Raw genomic sequence first — 19,906 nt, 5'->3', positions numbered from 1 at the left:
TGGTGCGGTGGTGTGGGGAGAGCCCGGTTCGGCGTGGTTCCACCTCGGCGGTCAGTCCTTCACAGGTGAGCCGCAAGGGGCGTGTGCCAGCGTTCACTCGTTCGGCGGCGGCTTTGTCGGGCCTTTGCCCAGGTACGGTCGCCGGAAGGTGGAACGAGAGACACCGGATGGCCGACAGGGATGCCCCACGCGGCTGTCCGGGCCGCGGCGCGGGCACCGTTCCCGCCGGAGCGTGGTTCTTCGTTGTGGCCCAAGCGCATGAGGTGTGGTTCATGGGGTTGTCGAACGCGGCCGAGATCGAGGCCTGGATCATCGCCCGCGTCGCGGGGCTCTGTGGTCTCGACCCGGTGGCGGTCGACGCGCGGGAGCCGTTCACCAGGCACGGCATGGACTCCCGTGGGCTGACCGGTCTCACCGGCGAGTTGGCGGAGGAGCTCGGCAGGCCGGTGTCGGCGACCCTGGTCTGGACGCATCCCACCCCCCGCGCGCTCGCGGAGCGGCTCGCCGGGGGTGCGCCCGAGCACCGTGCGCCCGACCGGGCTCCGCCCGCCTCGGTCGCGGGTGAACCCATCGCCGTCGTCGGGCTCTCGTGCCGGTTGCCGGGCGGGCGTGACCCCGACGAGTTCTGGCGGCTGCTCAGTGCCGGTCGCGACGCCGTCGTCGACGCCCCCGTTGACCGGGGAATGACCGGCCGAGGCGGTTTCCTCGATCGGATCGACGAGTTCGACGCCGCCTTCTTCGACATCTCGCCGCGTGAGGCCGCGCATGTCGATCCGCAGCAACGCCTCGCGTTGGAGCTGGCGTGGGAGGCGTTGGAGAACGCCGGACTCCCACCACGTGGGCTCTCGTCGAGCCGGACCGGCGTCTTCGTCGGCGCGATGTGGGGGGAGTACACGGCCGCGCCCGAGTTGCTCGGCCAGCACTCGCTCGCCGGGACAGATCCGAGCGTCATCCCCGCGCGGATCTCCTACGCACTCGGCCTGCGCGGGCCGAGTCTCCAGGTCAACACGGCGTGCTCGTCGTCGTTGGTCGCCGTCCACCTCGCGGTGCAGAGCCTGCGCGACGGTGACTGCGATCTGGCCCTCGTCGGCGGAGTGAGCCTGATGCTCGACCCCGCGACGACGATCGCGTTGCGGCGGCTCGGCGCACTCGCCCCGGACGGGCGCTCCAAGGCGTTCGACGCGCGGGCCGACGGCTACGGCCGTGGCGAGGGCGGCGGGTTCGTCGTGCTCAAGCCGCTGAGCGCCGCGCTCGCCGACGGGGACCCGGTGCTCAGCGTGATCCGTGGCAGCGCGGTCAACAACGACGGCGCGAGCAACGGCCTGACCGCTCCGAACGGCTTGGCGCAGCAGGAAGTCCTGCGCGCGGCCTACCAGCGCGCCGGGATCGCTGCGGCGGACGTGCAGTACGTGGAGGCGCACGGGACCGGAACGGAGCTGGGGGACCCGATCGAGGCCAGCGCGCTGAGCGAGGTGCTCTGCGCGGACCGGCCCGCGGACCGGCCGCTGCGGCTGGGCTCGGTGAAGGCGAACATCGGCCACCTTGAGGCGGCGGCCGGGATGGCCGGGCTGATCAAGGTGGTGCTCGCGATGCGGCACCGCGCGCTGCCGCCGAGCGTGGCCTTCGAGCACCCCAACCCGCACATCCCGTTCGAGGAGTGGGGTCTGCGGGTCCAGCGCGACCTGGAGGAGTGGACCGGCGACGCGGACGGCCGCCTGGTGGCCGGGGTGAGCGCGTTCGGCTTCGGCGGCACCAACTGCCACCTGGTGCTCGAAGGCGGCCAGGACCGGGCGATGCGCCTGGTCACGCTGGCCGCCGACACCGAGGACGAGTTGCGGCGCCGTGCGCGCGAGCTGGACTTCGGCCAGGGCACGGGACGCTTCCGGCTCGCGTTGTCGGTCCGCGAGGACGAGGACCTCGGCGCGGGGGCGGAGGCGTTCCTGTCCGGGACCGTGCGGCCGGGGGTCGCGTGGGGTGAGGTGACCGGACCGCCTCCGCGAGTGGTGTTCGCCTACGGGGGGCAGGGCTCGCAGTGGCCCGGCATGGCCGCTGACCTGCTACGCGAGCCGGTGTTCCGCAGGGCATTGGCGCGCTGTGACGAGGTGGTCGGCCCCCGAGTCGGCCGTTCTCTTCGCACGCTCCTCGCCTCGCGTGAGGACGACTGGCTCGCCGACACCGCCGTCGCGCAGCCGGCGATCTTTGCGATGCAGGTCGCGCTGACAGAGCTGGCGAGGTCGCGGGGGATCGAGCCGCACGCGGTGGTCGGGGCGAGCATGGGTGAGGTCGCCGCCGCGCACGTCGCGGGCGCGCTGGACCTGGAGACCGCGGCCACCTTGATGTGCGAGCGCAGCCGGGTCGCTCGTGGTCTTAGCGGTTCCGGGGCGATGGCGGTGCTCGAAATGCCTGTCGCGGACGTTGAGGCGGTGCTGCACGGCAACGAGGACCGGGTGTGGGTCGCCGGTGTCGCCGGGCCGCGCTCGACGGTGATCTCAGGTGACCGTGTCGCGGTGCGCGAGGTCATGGACAAGGTGGCGGCCCGAGGCATCCGATGTGGCGCCATCCGGGTCGATTACGCCTCGCACAGCCCGTACGTCGAGCCGATCCTGCCGGAGTTCCGCGCCGCGTTGGCGGCTGTTCGGCCGCAGCCGTGCCGGATTCCGTTCTTCTCGGCGGTGACGGGTGGCCTGATGCCGGGGGAGCTGCTCGACGTCGAGCACTGGGTGCGGACCGAGCGTGATCCGTGGCGGCTGTCCACGGCCGTCGAAGCCCTCCTCGCTGATGGCTACACCGCTTTCGTCGACATGGACCCGCACGCGGTTCTCCTTGGCCCGCTTGAGCAAGCCGTCTCGGAGTCCGGGAAGGACGCTGTCGTGCTCGCGTCGGCACGGCGAGGCGAACGCGGGGGGACCGCGCTGGTCGACGCGCTCGGTTCGCTGTACGCGCGGGGTGCTTCGCTCCCGGTTCCCCGGGAGAACCGCCCGGAGCTGCTGGTGCTTTCGGGGAGGACCGAAGCGGCCCTGCGGGAGTCGGCCTCTGCTGTGGCAGAGTGGTTGGTGGCAAACGAGAACTCGGCCCTCGACGACGTTTGTCACACCTTGGGAGCACGGCGTAGTCATCAGGAGTACCGGTTGTCCGTGACGGCCGACTCGCACACCGCGATGGCCGATGCCCTTCGCACTGTCCCCATGAGACGGTCGTGGGCGGAGAACGCCGTCTTCGTCTTCTCGGGCCAGGGAACCCAGTGGGTCGGGATGGGGCGAGCGCTCCTCGCGGACGAGCCCGCGTTCCGCGACGCTGTCAGCGCTTGCGATGAGCTGTTCACGCCGTTGGCCGGCTGGTCGCTGCTCGACGCACTCACCACTTCGGAGCTGACCGACACCGCCGTCGCGCAGCCGCTGATCTTCGCGATCCAGGTCGGGCTCGTGGACCTGTTGCGGCAGAGGGGAGTCAGCCCGGCCGCGGTGATCGGCCACAGTGTCGGCGAGGTGGCCGCCGCTTATGCCGCCGGGGTGCTGAGCCTGGCCGACGCGGTCCACGTGGTGTTCCACCGGGGCCGGGTGATGAGCCGCACGGCCGGACTGGGCGGCATGGTCTCGGTCGCGTTGCCGGAGGAGGTCGCCCGCGAGCTGCCCGGGGTCCGTGCTGGGCACCTCGATGTCGCGGCGGTCAACGACCCCGGTTCAGTTGTGCTCTCCGGTGAGCGCCAAGCCCTCGCGACACTGGGTGTCCCCGCTCGTGAGCTGCGCGTTGACCACGCGTTCCACAGCCACCAGATGGATCCCGTGCTCGACGAGCTGGCCCGCGAGCTGCGGGAGATCACCCCGCGCCCGGCGACGATCCCGCTCTACAGCACGGTCGGCGGTGATCGGTTCGACGCGGACCACTGGGTGCGCAACGTCCGCGGCACCGTTCGGTTCGCCGATGCCGTCGACGCGGCCATCGCGGCCGGGTACCGGTTGTTCGTCGAGATCGGACCGCATCCCGCTCTCTCCGACAACATCGAGCAGTGCCTTGTGGCGCAAGGACAAACCGGGAACGCGGTCGGGACCCTCCGTCGCGGCCATGACGACCGGGAGGCCGTGTCCCGAGCCTTGGGCGAGCTGTACACCCACGGTCTTCACGTGGACTTCGGCGACGGTCGCCTGATCGACCTCCCGGGTTACCCGTGGCAGCGGGTGCGGCACTGGCGCCCTGTCGGGCGTGGGGCGGTGGGGCACCCGCTGCTCGGAACGCGCACGTCGTCCTCGATCGACGCCGGAACGCACTTCTGGCAGCGCGAGTTGAATGGCTCGTCGTACCTCGGTGACCTGAGTGTGGTGGGGGAGAAGGTGCTTCCCGCTGCGGCGTACATGGAGATGGCGCTGTCGTGCCGGGACGAGACCGACACCGTGACCGACATGGTGTTCGAACAGCTGCTGTCGTTCGAGGGTGGGAGTACGCCGACGACGCAGGTTGTCCTCACTGGTGATTCCGTTGTTCGAGTGTCCAGCCAGCAGGGCGACACCTGGGTGCGGCACGCGGTGGCCAAGCTCGGAGCGAGCGCTGAAGCCGTTGTCCCACAAGACAACCCGGAGGTGATCGTCGGTCGTTGCGCCACGCGGATCAGCGGTGTCGAGCACTACCTCCGGCTGGCTGAGCAGGGAGTGGAGTTCGGCGAGGGACTGCGCGGGGTGCGCGAGATCCACCTCGGAGACGGCGAAGCCGTTGCGCGTGTGGAGGCCCCGTTCGACGAGCCCGGCTACCGGCTTCACCCCGTGTTGTTGGACTCGTGCCTTCAGGTCGCTGCGGCACTGAGCGGTGCGCCGGTCCTGGTGAGTGTCGAGCGGTTGACCCTGCACCGGAACGGGCTCACTGGCGGATGGGCGCATGCTGTGTCCCGTGTGGACAGTCCGCTGATCGACCTGCGGCTGCTCGCGGACGACGGCGAAGTACTCGTTGAGGTGATGGGTCTGCGCCTGGAGTCCATGCCGGACAAGGATGATCGGCTGCACACCGTCGAGTGGCGGCGCCATGAGCATCACCCGGCCGCCGCAGTCGGCGGGACGTGGCTCGTGTTGGATGACGAGGACGGCATCGGGAAAGCCCTGGCGGAGCGGCTCCGTGCGAACGGCGCTGACTGTGTGGACTCGCTCGACGACCTCGCCGCGCCACCGACCGGAGTGGTGTGGCCCTACGACGCGCACAGCGATGTCCTGGACCTGGTGAACGCGATCTCCCGGCGCGGTTGGCGGGACACGCCTCGGTTGTGGCTGGTGACGCGGGACGCCCAGAAGGACGTCATGCGGCCGGAACAGGCCACGGTGTGGGGCCTCGGCAGGACGATCGCCCTGCGACACCCGGAGTTCGACTGCACTCGGCTCGACATCACCGGAGACGACGTCGAGCTGCTCGTCCGTGAGCTCGCGGCGGCCAGTGACGAGACCGAGGTCGTGCTCCGGCCCGACGGCAGATACGTCGCGCGGATCGTGCGCGTGAACAACGCCGTAGGCCGCCACGGTGGACTCACGTCACGGCCTGATGCCACGTACCTCGTCGTCGGCGTGGACAAAGCGCTGATCGAGTCGGGACACGTCGTCACCGAGTACAACGGAGAGCCGCTCAAGGGGATCTTGTGCACCGAACGCGCATGGGAGCTGCACGAGCTGTCCCTCAACCACGACCTGGACTTCTTCGTGATGTTGTCCTCCGGCGCGTCTCTGCTCGGCGATGGCGGTGACGCCGAGACCGGTGCTTTCCACGATGCGCTCGCGCGCTACCGGCGGAACCTGGGGCTGCCCGCGTTGAGCCTCGGCGGAGACCACGCGGTGGTGAGCGGGGTCCTGCCGACCGCGCCGGCCCAGTTGACCGTGGTGGACCTCGATGTGCGGCAGTGGACGGAGTCCCATCCGGGTGCCGCCGGCGCGCCGCTGCTCTCGGAGCTGCCCCGCGAGGCGCCTCGTGGCGGCGGCGAGGTCCGGGAGATCCTGCTCGCCACGGCGGCGCAGCGGAGGCAGATCGTGCTGGAGGACCACATTGTGGAGCAGCTCGCACTCACGCTGCACCAAGAACCCTCCACTGTGGATCGTTCGACGCCGTTCCGCAGCCTCGGGCTGGAGTCGCTGATGGCCGTGGAACTGCGCAACCGCCTGGAGGCGGGAGTGGGCGTCCGGCTGTCCGTCGCGCTGCTGTTCACCTACTCCACCGTGACGGAGCTCGCCGGGTACCTGCTGGCCGAGATGGACCTCGAACCCGCGCCACCGCAGGAGGACGAGTGGTCCGCGCTGGCCGAGGACCTCGACCGGATGTCCGACGCCGAGGTCGAAGCACTGTTGCTGGAGAGCATCAGGTCCGTGGAGGAGGGCCCGCACCCGTGAGCGACCAGACGGCAACGGCCAGACAGGCCCTGCTGACGATCAAGAAGCTCCAGTCCCGGCTGGACGCGGAGCTGCGGGCGAAGTCCGAACCGATCGCGATCGTCGGCATGGGCCTGCGGCTGCCCGGCGGAGCCGACGACCCGGAGTCCTTCTGGCGGCTGCTCGACGAGCGGACCGACGCGGTGACCGAGGTGCCGGCCGCGCGCTGGAGCGGGACCGGCGGCGCGGCGGGCTGGGGCGGCTTCCTGTCCGAGGTGGACTCCTTCGACGCCGGGTTCTTCGGCATCTCGCCGAGGGAGGCCAAGCGGCTCGACCCGCAGCAGCGCCTGCTGCTGGAGGTCACCTGGGAGGCCCTGGAGCGGTCGGGGATCCCGCCGGAAGGGCTGACCGGGTCGCGCACCGGGGTGTTCGTCGGCGTGGTCGTCACCGACTACGACAAGCTCAGCACGGCCGAGCGCGACATCTACACGGTGACCGGCAACGGGCATTCCTTCCCGGCCGGGCGGCTGTCCTACCAGCTCGGCGCGCAGGGACCGAGCATGACCGTGGACACCGCGTGCTCGTCGTCGCTGGTCGCCGTCCACCTCGCGTGCCAGAGCCTGCGCACCGGGGAGAGCACCCTCGCGCTGGCGGGCGGCGTGAACCTGATGCTCGACCCGGACATGACCGACATGCTCGCCGGATCGAGCGCGCTCTCCCCGGACGGCCGGTGCCGCACCTTCGACGCCAGGGCCAACGGTTATGTGCGCGGCGAGGGCTGCGGTGTGCTCGTGCTGAAGCGGCTCTCCGACGCCGAGGCAGCAGGGGACCCGGTGCTCGCGGTGGTCAGGGGCTCCGCCGTCAACTCCGACGGGCGCTCCTCCGGGCTGACCGCTCCCAACGTCACAGCGCAGAAAGCCTTGCTGCGTCAGGCTCTGAGCAATGCGCGAGCCGAACCGGGTGACATCGGCTACGTCGAGACGCACGGCACCGGGACACCGCTCGGGGACCCCATCGAGGTGGAGGCGCTCGCCGACGTCCTCGGTGCGCCGAGGACGGACGGCTCGCGCTGCGTGCTCGGCGCGGTGAAGACCAACATCGGTCACCTTGAGGCAGCGGCCGGGGTCGCCGGGGTGATCAAAGCTGTGCTCGCGATGCGGCGGGAACTGATTCCCGCCAACCTGCACATGCGCACGCTCAACCCCAGGATCGACCTGACCGGGACGGCGTTGACGATCCCGACGGAGCCGGTCCCGTGGACGACGGGCAAGCTCGCGGGCGTCAGCTCGTTCGGCATCAGCGGCACCAACGCCCACGTGATCCTCGCCGAGGCGCCCAACCAGCCGGCCGCACCGGTGACCGACGGCCCAGTGCTGCTGCCGATCTCGGCGCGGACCGAGCCCGCGCTCCGCGCCCTGGCCGCCGCGTACCCAGACTTCCTCGCGCACGGCGCGGTCGAGGTCGCGCGCACGGCGGCATCGCGTCGCCACCACCACGAGCACCGCGCGGTGTTCGTCGCCGACTCGCGGGACGACCTCGCGGCGAAGATCGAGGCGTTCGCGCGCGGTGACTCCCCGTCCGGGGTGGTGAGCGGCAGAGCCTCCGCGACGCGGCCGAAGGTGGCTTTCGTCTTTCCCGGTCAGGGGTCGCAGTGGGCCGGGATGGGGCGTGACCTCTACGCCGAGGAGCCGGTGTTCGCCGAGGCGCTGCGCCGATGCGACGCGGCGATCCGGGCCGAGACCGGGTGGTCGGTGATCGACCGGCTGCACGACTTCGACGGCGTCGGTGTGATCCAGCCGGTGCTGTTCGCGCTGGAGGTCGCGCTCGCTGAGCTGTGGCGGGCGTACGGCGTCGAGCCGGACGTGGTGATCGGCCACAGCATGGGCGAGGTGGCCGCCGCCCACGTCGCCGGGGCACTGTCCCTTGAGGACGCGGTCAAGGTGATCTGCCGCCGGAGCAGGCTCTTGGAACGCATCAGCGGACAGGGCGCGATGGCGCTGGTCGAGCTTCCGTTGGACGAAGCGGAGACAGCGCTGTCCGCTGTGGCCGACCGGGTCTCGGTCGCTGCCGTCAACGGCCCGAGGTCCACGGTCGTCTCCGGCGATCCGGCCGCTGTGGAGCAGGTTCTGGCCGAGCTGACCGACGCTGGTGTCTTCTGCCGCCGCGTCAAGGTCGAGGTCGCATCGCACAGTCCCCAGGTGGACCCGCTCACCGGGGATCTGCTGGCCGAGTTGAAGGACATCGCTCCGGTCGCGGGGACGGTCCCGTTGCACTCCACGGTGACCGGTCGATCCGGTGACGGTGCCGACATGGACGCGTACTACTGGGTGCGCAACCTCCGCGCTCCGGTGCTGTTCGGGCCGGTCGTACAGGAACACCTCGACGGTGGTCCGGTCGTGTTCGTGGAGCTGAGCCCGCACCCGATCCTGTTGCCCTCCATCGACGAGGTGCTCACTGAGGGCAGCGCGACCGTGGCCTCACTCCGGCGAGATCGGCCGGTCTTCCGCGAAGCCGTTGCGGCACTGCATGTCCACGGCTACCCCGTGACTCTGTACACGGAGAAGGGGCGGTGCGTCCCGCTACCGACGTATCCGTGGCAGCGCGAGCGGTACTGGGTCGATCCGCCTCTCCGATCGAGCAGGAACGAGGGACACCCGCTGCTCGGTGAACCCGTTGAGCTGGCCACACAGCCCGGTGTGCGTGTCTACAGTGGATTGCTCGACGCGCCGTATCTCATGGATCACCGGGTGCGAGACGTCGCGGTGCTTCCGGGGGCGGCGAGCGTGGAGATGGCGCTGTACGCCACCCAGGCTCACGTGCTTGAGGACATCGACTTCGAGCGTCTGGTGGAGCTGGACGGGCAGCCCTCGGTTCAGCTCGTTCTCCAGGACGGGTCGTTCGAGTTGTTCTGCCGCAAAGAATCCGGCTGGGAACGCTTCGCCTCGGGGCGTGTCAGTGACCAGCGCGCCTCAACCCCGGTGATCATTCCGCGAGACCGTTGTCCCACCGAGGTCTCCGGTGCCGACCACTACCGCGAACACGCCGAACGGGGCATCGACTACGGACCGGCTTTCCAAGGCGTCGAACGGATGTGGGTCGGGGACGGCGAGGCGGTCGGCCTCGTGGTTGACCCGAACCCCGGCCGTGGCGGACACGTGTTCCACCCCGCGCTGCTGGACGCGTGCTTCCAGGTGCTCGGCGGACTGATCGGCGGCGCGGCACTCGTTCCGGTCGGCATTGACCGGATCACCGTCCACAGTGGCCCCAGTGAGCGAATGTGGGTACACGCGCGGGCGACCGGCGATCTCGTCGTACTGGACGACCACGATCGGGTTCTGGTGGAGATCGAGGGCCTTCGGGTTCGGGCGCTGCCGCCCCGTGAACCGTACGCGGACTGGCTCTACGACATCACTTGGCGGTCCACGGAGCCGGTGAAGGCCGCAGAGCCGACGGGATCGTGGATTGTCCTGACTGACCGCGGTGGTGTTGGCGAGCAGCTGGCAAAGCGGCTGGGAGCGGCCGTCACCGTCGATGAGCACGAGGACGACTGGGACCGGCTGCTCGACTCCGTTCCGCACTGCACCGGGATCGTGAACCTGCGGGGCTTGGACGCCACGCCCACCGATCAGACCACAGCGGACAGCCTCGCCGCCGACCACCGTGCCACGACGCTGAGCACTTTGGGGCTGGTGCGCGCAGTCGCGAGGCGTGGGCTGCGGGACACCCCACAGCTGTTCCTGGTCACCAACGGTGCCGTGTCAACAGCGCCGTTGTGGGGATTCGCCAGGACATTGGACATGGAGCACCCGGAGTTCCGGTCCGTGCGCATCGAGTTCACCGGCTCGGTCGACGACCTCCTGCCGGAACTCCTGGCACCCGATGGCGAGAACGAGATCGCTCTCGGCCCGTTGGGGCGCCGCGTCGCGCGTCTTACGCGCAGAACTGTCCCCGCCGCGACGCAGACGACCTGGAACGGGACCTATCTGATCACCGGGGGGCTTGGCGGGCTCGGTGTCGGCTTGGCCGAGTGGATGGCTGAACAAGGTGCACGGCACATCGTGCTCGTCGGGCGTGGTGAAGGGTCGGAGGCGGCCCGGAACGCGGTGGAGGCGTTGCGCCGCAACGGTGTTGAGGTCGTCACCGCTCGGGCTGACGTGACGCGGCGGGACGAGCTGGCCGAGGTGCTGGAGCGGATCGACGGGAGTATGCCGCCGCTGCGCGGAGTGCTTCACGCGGCGATGGTCCTCGACGACCGCACCGTGATGGAGCTGGAGACCGATCGGTTCGACCGGGTGCTCGCGCCGAAGGTCCAGGGCGCGTGGAACCTGCACGAGCTCACGGCCGAGCGCGACCTGGACTTCTTCGTTCTGTACTCCTCGGCCGCCACCGTCCTCGGATCGCCAGGCCAGGCCAACTACGCCGCTGCCAACGCCTTCCTGGGTGCGCTCGCCCACTACCGCAGGACGATCGGAAAGCCCGCGTTGTGCGTTGACTGGGGCCTGTTCGCCGAGGCAGGGATCATGGCCGACCGCGAGGCTGACGGCAACCGGCTGGCCAACCGCGGCGTTGGCGCGCTCACCCCGGCTCAGGGCACGGAGATCCTCGGCGCGTTGCTGGGGGCCGACGTCACGCAGGTCGCCGCGCTGCGGCTGAACCTGCGGCAGTGGTTGGAGTTCTACCCAGGTGCGGCGGCGAACCCGTTGTTCACCGAGCTTCGCGGCGACGAGCGGCCGGAACCCGTCGCGCCGCTGGACGTGCGGCCCGAGTCGGTGGAGCCCCTGGTCGCCGAGCACCTGGGCAGGATCCTGCACATCGACCCCGCCCGGATCGACCGGTCCGCCGCGTTCACCAGCATGGGTGTGGACTCGTTGATGGCGATGGAACTGCGCAACCGGCTCGAAGCCGCGCTGGGCGTGCGGCTGTCGGTGACCGTGCTCTTCGCCGCGCCGACCGTGACCGCGTTGACCGAGCACCTGCTCGGCAAGCTGGGGCTGAATGAATCGTCCACTGTGGACACGGTGGACGCTGTGGACGAGTACGCCGATGTCAGCACCGACGACCTGCTCGCGCTGCTGGACGAGTCCCTTGACCGGGTCGAAGGAGGAGCCGACCAGTGAGCAGCGAGGTCGAGGACAGGTACCGGTCCAGGCTGGTCCGGGCCGCCGCCGCGATCAAGGACCTGGAGGCGCGGCTGGACCGGGTGCGCCGGGAGCGGACCGAGCCGATCGCGGTGGTCGGCATGGGGTGCCGGTTCCCCGGAGACGCCAACGACCCGGAGACCTTCTGGCGGCTGCTGCGCAACGGTGTGGACGCGGTCACCGAGGTGCCGAAGGACCGGGTCGACCGGAGGCACGCCCCCGACCAGCCCACCTCGGAGGCCGGTCGCTGGGGCGCGTTCCTGTCCGAAGTGGACGGATTCGACGCCGAGTTCTTCGGCATCCCGCCACGGGAGGCGGCCAGGCTCGACCCGCAGCACCGGCTGGTGCTGGAGGTGGCCTGGGAGGCATTGGAGCACGCGGGAATCGTCCCCGGCAGTCTCGCCGGTAGTCCGACCGGGGTGTTCGTCGGCATGAGCACCAACGACTACCTGCTGCTCAGCTCGGGCGGGGACGCGCGGGGCCGGGACGCTCACACCGGAACCGGGACCACCCACTGCTTCGGCCCCGGCAGGCTCTCCCACCTGCTCGGGCTGCGCGGACCGAGCATGGCGGTGGACACGGCGTGCTCGTCCTCGCTGGTATCGGTGCACCTGGCGATGCAGAGCCTGCGCAGCGGGGAGAGCTCCCTCGCTCTGGCGGGCGGGGTCAACCTCGTGCTCTCGCAGGAGATGACGGAGACCGTCGCCGATCTGGACGCCTTGTCGCCCGACGGGCGGTGCCGGGCCTTCGACGCGCGTGCCAACGGTTTCGTGCGCGGTGAGGGCTGTGGCATGGTCGTGCTGAAGCGCTTGTCCGACGCGGAGGCCGACGGCGACCGAGTGCTCGCGGTGCTCCGGGGTTCGGCGGTCAACTCCGACGGGCACTCTGCCGGACTCACCGCGCCGAACCAGCTGGCGCAGCAGGACATGCTGCGCCAGGCGCTCGCCAACTCGTCAGTGTCCACAAAGGACGTCGGATACGTCGAGACGCACGGAACCGGCACGCCGCTGGGTGATCCGATCGAGTTCGAGGCTCTTGCCGAGGTCCTCGACGGCGACCGGTGCGTGCTGGGCGCGGTGAAGACCAACATCGGCCACCTGGAGGCCGCCGCCGGGATCGCCGGGCTGATCAAGGTCGTCCAGTCGTTGCGAAACGAGAGCATCCCCGGCAACCTGCACTTCGCCACCCTCAACCCCCGCATCCGCCTGGACGGGACCCCGTTCGTGATCCCGACGGAGCCGGTGCCGTGGCCGAGGTCGGAGCGTCCGAGGATCGCGGGTGTCAGCTCGTTCGGGATGAGCGGCACCAACGCCCACGTGATCATCGAGGAGGCTCCGCGCGTCGCCGCGCCCACCGCCTCCGAGGGACCGAGGGTGGTGCCGATCTCGGCGCACACCGCTCCCGCTCTGCGCGAGCTGGTGAGCGCGTACCCCGGATTCATCGCGGAGTGCGAGCCCGGACTCGGCGACCTCGCGCACACCGCGTCCCTGCGGCGGCAGCACCACGAGTACCGGGCCGCCTTCGTGGTGAGCTCGACCGGGGAACTGGCGGAGCGGACCGAGGCGTTCGGCGACCGAAGCCTCAGCCGGGCCGTCGAACAGCCGGGGCCGTTGACGTTCGTGTTCTCCGGCCAGGGATCGCAGTGGCTCGGCATGGGGCGTGAGCTCCTTGCCAGTCAACCAGTCTTCGCCGAGGTGTTCGCGGAATGCGACGCGCTCGCACCGTTCTCGCTCACCGATGAGCTGGCCGGATCGCGGCTCGACGAGACGGATGTCGTTCAGCCCGTGCTGTTCGGCCTTCAGGTCGCGTTGGTGGCGCTGCTGGAGTCGTGGGGCATCACACCGGGAGCGGTGATCGGGCACAGCATCGGCGAAGTGGCCGCAGCGCACACGGCAGGCGCGCTGAGCCTGCCGGATGCCATGCGCTTGGCCGTGACGCGTGGCCGGATCATGCGGCGTGCCAGTGACTCCGGTCGGATGACCGCGGTCAGGGCTACTCCGGAGGCCGCACGGGCCATGGTCACGGGCGCGGTGTCGGTCGCTGCGGTCAACGACAGCGGTTCGGTTGTGCTCGCTGGCCCGGAGCGCGAGCTGGATGAGGTCGTCGATCGAATCGGTGGGAGGGCGCGGAAACTGGATGTGCGCTATGCCTTCCACTCGCCGGAGATGGCTCCTCTCGCCGCGGAGCTGGCAGCCGAGCTGTCGTGGCTCCGAGCACGTCCGACGACATTGCCGATGTACAGCACCGTCACCGGGAAGCCGGCGGGGGAGCTGGACGCGGACTATTGGGCGGCGAACGTCCGGGAAGCGGTGTTGTTCGCGGATGCCGCTGGAGCAGCCATCGACGCCGGATCGCGGATATTCCTTGAGATCGGGCCACATCCGGTGCTCGCGGGGAACCTGCGGCAGTGCCTGACCGACTGGGCCGTCGATGGTGCTGCCGTGCCCACCCTGCGCCGAGGCGGTGCGGACCTGCTGTCGGCGGTCGCCGAGCTGTACACCAGTGGCTTTCCGGTGGACTTCAGCAGGCTCAACCCGACGAGACCGGTCGTGTCGTTGCCGCGCTACCCGTGGCAGCACCGGTCGTACTGGATCGGCTCCGACACCGAACGCGAGACGCCGCAGAACTGGATGGAGCGGGTACTCGCGCTCTCCCCTGAGGACCGTGTCGCCGAGGTTGAGCTGGCTGTTCGAGCCGATGTGGCAACGGTTCTGCAACTGTCCTCAGTGGAGGATGTGCCGGTCGGCCAGCCGTTGATGGAGCTGGGGGTCGACTCGCTGATGGCGGTGCAGGTGCGGCACGAACTGTCCGCGCGCACCGGGGCGGCGCTCCCGGCGATGCTCGCCTTCGACCACCCGACCCCGAGAGCCATTGCGCGCTACTTGCTGGAACACGAGATGGGAACCGCATGAAGGTCTACGGAACGACTACCAGCGCCGCCACGCATCCGGTGCTGACCGTGTTCGCGGAGAAGGGCCACGAGCCCGAACTCGTTCACGTCAGCATCCTCGGCGGCGCGGACAAGTCGCCGGAGAACCTCAAGCGCCAACCCTTCGGTGAGGTTCCGGTCCTGGAGGACGACGGTTTCCTGCTCTACGAGTCCCGGGCGATCATCCGCTACCTGGACCGGCGGCTGTCCGGTCCGTCGCTCACACCGTCCGACGCTCGTGAGCACGGGCTGATGGAGCAGTGGATCAGCATCGAGCAGTGCTACGTGAGCGGTCCGGTGTGGACGGTCGTGCGCGGCGGACCGGTGTACGACCTCATCCGGCAGAGTCCAGCCTTCCGCACCATGCCGCCCGCTCCGGACACCGCCGAGCTGGCGCGGGCGCGGGGTGAGCTGGCGAGGGCCTTCGACGTCGCCGACCGCGACCTGGCCGGGCGGGCCTACCTCGCCGGTGACCAGTTCAGCCTCGCCGAGGTCAGCTGGCTGCCGTACCTGGAGTACCTCTTCGCCTCCCACGGCGGTGACCTCGTGCTGGAGCGGCCGAACCTGGCGGACTGGTGGCAGCGGATCAGCTCCCGCCCGTCCTGGCAGAAGGTCGGCAAGGTGCTGACGGACCTGGAGTCGGCGTGACGGGCACCTTCGACCTGTGGGGCGAGCAGGCGCACATCGACCCGTTGCCGATCCTGGCGCGGATGCGCGAGGAGGCACCGGTGGTGCGCCTGTTCGACCCGCACCAGGGCGCGCCCGAGTGGTTCGTCACCCGCTACGACGACGTGTCAGAGCTCTTGCGGGACAACAGGTTCAGCAAGGACAAGCGCAAGCTGCCCGCCGCGTCGCGGGAGATGTACTTCCGAGTGTCCGAACTGGACGCCCTTGACAAGCACATGCTCTTCGCCGATCCGCCGGAGCACACCCGCCTGCGGTCCCTGGTGGCGAAGGCGTTCACGCCGCGCCGGATCAAGGAGCTGCGGCCGATGATCGCCGAGAGCGCGGTGCGGCTGCTGGAGCCCGTGCGGGGCAAGGGCTCCGCCGACGTGCTCGACGTGCTGGCGTTCGCGTTGCCGATCACCGTGCTCGCCGAGCTGATGGGTGTTCCTGTCGAGGACCAGGACCGGTTCCAGGGCTGGACGAGAACCCTGGCCGCGCCACCGGACTTCGAGTCGCTGCGCCGGATGGCCGTGGAGTTCCGTGGTTACCTCGCCGAGTTCGTCGAGCGCCGCAGGCGTGCGCCCACCGGCGACCTGACCAGCGCGTTGATCGCGGCGGAGGAGTCCGGCGACCGGCTCTCCGCCGTCGAGCTGATGAGCATGCTGTTCCTGCTCATCGCCGCGGGCTACGAGACCACCGGCAACCTCATCGGCAACACGGTGTGGGCGCTGTTGAGCCACCCGGAGGAGTTGGAGCGGCTGCGCGCCGACCCGGCGCTGCTGGAGCCCGCCATCGAGGAGGCTCTGCGGTTCTGCCCGCCGGTGAAGAACACCATCGGGGCGTACCCGCTCACCGACGTGGAGTTCGGTGGACAGGTGATCCCGGCGGGGGAGAAGGTCGTGGGGTCGCTGTTGTCGGCCAACCACGACCCGTCGAAGTTCGCCGAGCCCTCGCGCTTCGACATCACCCGTCCGGCGGGCAAGCACCTCGCGTTCGGCCTCGGCTCGCACTTCTGCCTCGGCGCGCAGCTGGCGCGGCTGGAGGTCTCGGTGGCGATCGAGGTGCTGCTGCGGGAGCTGCCGGGGATCACCCTCGCCGACGGCCAGGAGACCACCCGGTGGAAGGAAGGCGTGTTCGTGCACGGCAGGAGCAGTGTGGCGGTGACGTGGTGAGCGCGGTGACGGCCCGGCAGGCGACCGAGGCGGACCTCGACGAGATCATGGTCGTCGAGCAGGACTGGGAGGAGTCGCAGCGGGCGACCCGCGCGCGGATGGCGGCGCGGATGCGGAAGTTCCCGGAGGGCTTCCTGATCTTCGAGTGGGACGGCGCGGTGATCGGCACGCAGATGAGCTTCCCGATGCGCTACGACGCGGCGAAGGTCGGCGGCCTCGGCACGTGGTACGACGTGACGAACAACGGCGACTACCCGGAGATCGACCGTTCCACGGCCAACGCCCTGTACCTGGCGTCGGGCTCACTGAAGCGGACCTCGCGCGGCAGCACGGCGTACGAGGCGATGATGGAGGTCTCGACCGACCTGGCCCGGCGGCTCGGCCTGTCCTACGTGGTCGCCGGGGCGAAGATCCCGGGCTACGACGGCTACTGCCGCCGGTTCGGCGACATCGACGCCCGCGAGTACGCCTTCCTGCGGATCAACGGCTGCCTGGTCGATCCGCTGCTGGAGATGTACCGGGGGCACGACTTCGTGGTGCCGGACAAGGACCACGTCGTCCCGAACTACTACCCGGACGCGCCCAGCCGCGACTACGGGGCCATCGTGGTCCGGGGGCCGCTTTGAGGTGATCAGCGACTTCCGTCCGGAGCGGGCGGCCTCGCCGGTACGTACCGTGCGGGTATGACACGACGCCGCCTCGGCTGGTCCGACCAGTTCCGCCTGCGTGTCCCCGCCGATCCCCACCTTTCGCCGGATGGCGGCACGGTCGTCTACGTGCTGCACGGCGATGACGAGGACGTGGACGCCGCTCGCAGCGCTCTCTGGCTCGTCCCGGCCGACGGCGGCCAGCCGTGGCAGCTCACCCTGGGTGACAACGACTCCGCCCCGCGCTGGTCGCCGGACGGCGGCACGATCGTGTTCCTGCGCCCGGTGGACGGCAAGCCCCAGCTCTGGGCGTTGCCCGTGGACGGGGGCGAAGCCCGCCAGCTGACCTTTCGCGCCCTCGGCGCCGGGCCCGCGACCTGGCATCCCAGCGGGACGAAACTCGCGTTCTGCGCACCGGCCGACCTCGGCGGTGAGGACGTCGACCAGGCCAGGCGCGCCACGGAACCGGTGGTGACCGACCGGATCGACTACAAGGCCGATGGCTCGGGGCTGCTGCGGCAGCTGCGCAACCACGTGTTCGTGCTGGACCTGGACGAAGGCGCGGTCCCGGTCCAGGTCACCTCCGGCGACTTCCACGTCTCCGGCGCGTCCTGGTCCCCGGACGGTCAGCTCGCGTACTGCGTGACCGAGGGCGACGTGACGCCGCGATCCACCGCGTTCGTGCTGGACTCCCGCCACGTCGAGGGCGGTGACCTGCTCTTCCGTGACGCGTACTGGCTCCCTTGCGGTCTGGTGCTGACCGCTGTCGCCGCCGGGGGCGTCGGGCACACCCGACTCGTCCGCGAGTCCTTGGAGGACCTCGCGCCGGGGTTCGACCGCAACGTGATGCCGGGCAGCGGCGGGTATCCGGGCGCGGCACCGCAAGCCTCGGGGGACACGGTGGTGTTCGCCGCTCGCGACCAGGGCTGCACCCACGTCTACGCGGTGCCCGCCTCCGGAGGCACTCCGCGCAAGATCATCGGTACCCCGGAGACCGTGATCTCCGGGATGTCCGTTGTGGGGGAACGGATCTGTTACGTCGAGGCGAGCCCGACCTCCGCAGGGGACATCTTCGTGACCACTGTGGACGGTGGGGAGCCGCTGCGGCTGACCGACTACGGCGTCGAGTCGTTGCCGGACGTGGACCTGTTCACCGCGCGGCCCAGGGTGTTCACCTCCGACGACGGCACCGAGGTGCACGGATGGTTGCTGCGCGATCCGTCGCTGTCGGAGCCGGGGCCGCTGTTGCTCGACATCCACGGCGGTCCGCACAACGCGTGGTCGCCCGTGTTCGACGGAAGGCACTTCTACCACCAGGTCCTGGCCGCCAAGGGCTGGTCGGTGCTGTTGCTCAACCCGCGCGCGAGCGACGGCTATGGCGAGGACTTCTTCACCGCGGGCCTGGGCGGTTGGGGAGTTGTGGACCAGCAGGACTTCGTCGGCCCGGTACGGGCGCTGATCGAGTCCGGAGTCGCACGGGAGTCCGAGATCGCCGTGTGCGGCTACAGCTACGGCGGATACGCCGTCTGTTGGCTCACCGGTCACACCGACCTGTTCGCCGCCGCCGTCGCCGGGGGCTGTGTCTCCGATCTGACCAGCATGTACGGCACGTCGGACGCCGGTCACTTCCTCGGCTCGCGTGAGTTCCTCGCGCTGCCGCACGCCGATCCGGCCCGGCTGTCCGCACAGGACCCGATGCGCTCGGTGCACCGGGTGGAGACGCCAACTCTTCTGCTGCACGGGGAGAACGACGACCGCTGTCCCATAGGCCAAGCGGAGCAGTGGTTCACCGCGTTGCGCGTACGCGGAGTGCCGACCCGGCTCGTCCGCTACCCAGGTGCGAGCCATTTGTTCGTCCTCAACGGCAGACCGTCGCACCGCATCGACTACAACCGCAGAATCGTTGAATGGGTTGACCAGCACGTAGGGGGAACATCGTGATCGAAGACCTGGAAGCACTGGTGAGCGTGGAGTCGCCGTCCGACGACCTCGCCGCCACGGCGGCCGGTGCGCGCGCCGTCGCGTCCGTGGGGGAGCGGCTGCTCGGCGTACCGCCCGAGGTGATCGTGATCGACGGCCGCACGCACCTGCGGTGGAGCTTCGGTGGGCCGACGAAGGTGTTGCTGCTGGGGCATCAGGACACCGTGTGGCCACTGGGCACGCTCGCCCGCAAGCCGTTCGCGGTCTCCGCCGACGGCGTGGCAACCGGCCCCGGCTGCTTCGACATGAAGGCCGGGCTGGTCCAGGCCCTCCACGCGCTGTCCACAGTGGATGACCGGGACGGGGTGACGTTCCTGGTGACCAGCGACGAGGAGATCGGGTCCCCGACCTCGCGAGAGCTCATCGAGAAGAACGCGGCAGGGGCGGCGGCGTGCCTGGTGATGGAGGGCAGCGCCGACGGCGGCGGGCTGAAGACCGGCCGCGCGGGCACCTCGAACTACTCCGTGGAGATCACCGGACTCGCGGCGCACGCGGGCCTTGAACCCCATCGCGGCGTCAACGCCACCATCGAGCTGGCCCACCAGGTCCTGGCGCTGACCGGACTCGCCTCCGGCAGCACGACGGTCACGCCGACCGTCGCGCGGTCGGGAACCACCACGAACACGGTCGCGGCCTCGGCGGAGGTGGCCGTGGACGTCCGCGCCCGGACCGCCGTGGAACAGAACCGGGTCGATGCGGCGATCCGCGCGCTGCGCCCAGTGGTTCCCGGTGCCTCGCTCGTGGTGAACGGCGGCATCAACCGGCCTCCGCTGGAGACCACAGCCTCAGCGTCGTTGTTCGCGCTGGCACAACAGATCTCTCCGGGACTTGCTTCGGCCGAGGTCGGTGGCGCCTCTGATGGCAACTTCACGGCAGGACTCGGAGTGCCCACATTGGACGGTCTCGGCGCGGTTGGTGGCGGAGCGCATGCGGAGCACGAACACGTCCTGGTCTCGGCCATGCACGAGCGAAGTCAGCTGCTGGCGGCGCTGATCACGGAGCTGCTGTCAGCGCGGCAGCGGTGAGCGCGGTGGAACCCCGC

8 protein-coding genes are annotated in these 19,906 nt (G+C 70.1%); all 8 read left to right on the top strand.

From position 1 onward, the window contains the following. Positions 1-272: 272 nt before the first annotated feature. From ACFFQA_RS17230 to ACFFQA_RS17195, 8 genes are read left to right on the top strand one after another with little or no spacing between them, the layout of a single operon-like run. Positions 273-6,353: an acyltransferase domain-containing protein gene (locus tag ACFFQA_RS17230; protein WP_377852981.1), complete on the top strand. Its 6,081-nt coding sequence runs from the start codon at positions 273-275 to the stop codon at positions 6,351-6,353. Continuing rightward, the gene (locus ACFFQA_RS17225; RefSeq protein ID WP_377852980.1) at positions 6,350-11,449 is read left to right on the top strand and encodes an SDR family NAD(P)-dependent oxidoreductase; all 5,100 of its coding nucleotides are present in this window, start codon (positions 6,350-6,352) and stop codon (positions 11,447-11,449) included. Before ACFFQA_RS17230 ends, ACFFQA_RS17225 begins: the two co-directional genes overlap by 4 nt. Continuing rightward, positions 11,446-14,382 (top strand): type I polyketide synthase, encoded by a 2,937-nt coding sequence (locus tag ACFFQA_RS17220; protein WP_377852979.1) that lies wholly within the window; start codon positions 11,446-11,448, stop codon positions 14,380-14,382. Before ACFFQA_RS17225 ends, ACFFQA_RS17220 begins: the two co-directional genes overlap by 4 nt. Further along, positions 14,379-15,047 carry a glutathione S-transferase family protein gene (locus ACFFQA_RS17215; RefSeq protein ID WP_377852978.1) on the top strand — a complete coding sequence of 223 codons (669 nt, stop codon included), beginning with the start codon at positions 14,379-14,381 and terminating at the stop codon, positions 15,045-15,047. Before ACFFQA_RS17220 ends, ACFFQA_RS17215 begins: the two co-directional genes overlap by 4 nt. After that, entirely contained in the window at positions 15,044-16,237 is a 1,194-nt protein-coding gene (locus ACFFQA_RS17210) for a cytochrome P450 family protein (protein ID WP_377852977.1), read from the top strand. Before ACFFQA_RS17215 ends, ACFFQA_RS17210 begins: the two co-directional genes overlap by 4 nt. Continuing rightward, positions 16,234-16,863 carry a hypothetical protein gene (locus ACFFQA_RS17205; RefSeq protein WP_377852976.1) on the top strand — a complete coding sequence of 210 codons (630 nt, stop codon included), beginning with the start codon at positions 16,234-16,236 and terminating at the stop codon, positions 16,861-16,863. The genes ACFFQA_RS17210 and ACFFQA_RS17205 overlap by 4 nt, the downstream gene beginning before the upstream one ends. A gap of 57 nt (positions 16,864-16,920) precedes the next feature. After that, positions 16,921-18,825 carry a S9 family peptidase gene (locus ACFFQA_RS17200; protein ID WP_377852975.1) on the top strand — a complete coding sequence of 635 codons (1,905 nt, stop codon included), beginning with the start codon at positions 16,921-16,923 and terminating at the stop codon, positions 18,823-18,825. Beyond that, positions 18,822-19,889 (top strand): M20 family metallopeptidase, encoded by a 1,068-nt coding sequence (locus ACFFQA_RS17195; protein ID WP_377852974.1) that lies wholly within the window; start codon positions 18,822-18,824, stop codon positions 19,887-19,889. The genes ACFFQA_RS17200 and ACFFQA_RS17195 overlap by 4 nt, the downstream gene beginning before the upstream one ends. Positions 19,890-19,906: the final 17 nt, after the last annotated feature.

This window comes from Allokutzneria oryzae (genome assembly GCF_042429765.1).
Lineage (GTDB): Bacteria > Actinomycetota > Actinomycetes > Mycobacteriales > Pseudonocardiaceae > Allokutzneria > Allokutzneria oryzae.
Note: the sequence above shows the minus strand (reverse complement) of the source record. Positions and strands in the feature narration are given on the sequence as shown.

Excerpts from the sequence above, each read along its gene's own strand:
- ACFFQA_RS17230 (WP_377852981.1), top strand. The coding sequence starts at position 273 with ATGGGGTTGTCGAACGCGGCCGAGATCGAGGCCTGGATCATCGCCCGC.
- ACFFQA_RS17215 (WP_377852978.1), top strand. The coding sequence starts at position 14,379 with ATGAAGGTCTACGGAACGACTACCAGCGCCGCCACGCATCCGGTGCTG.
- ACFFQA_RS17200 (WP_377852975.1), top strand. The coding sequence starts at position 16,921 with ATGACACGACGCCGCCTCGGCTGGTCCGACCAGTTCCGCCTGCGTGTC.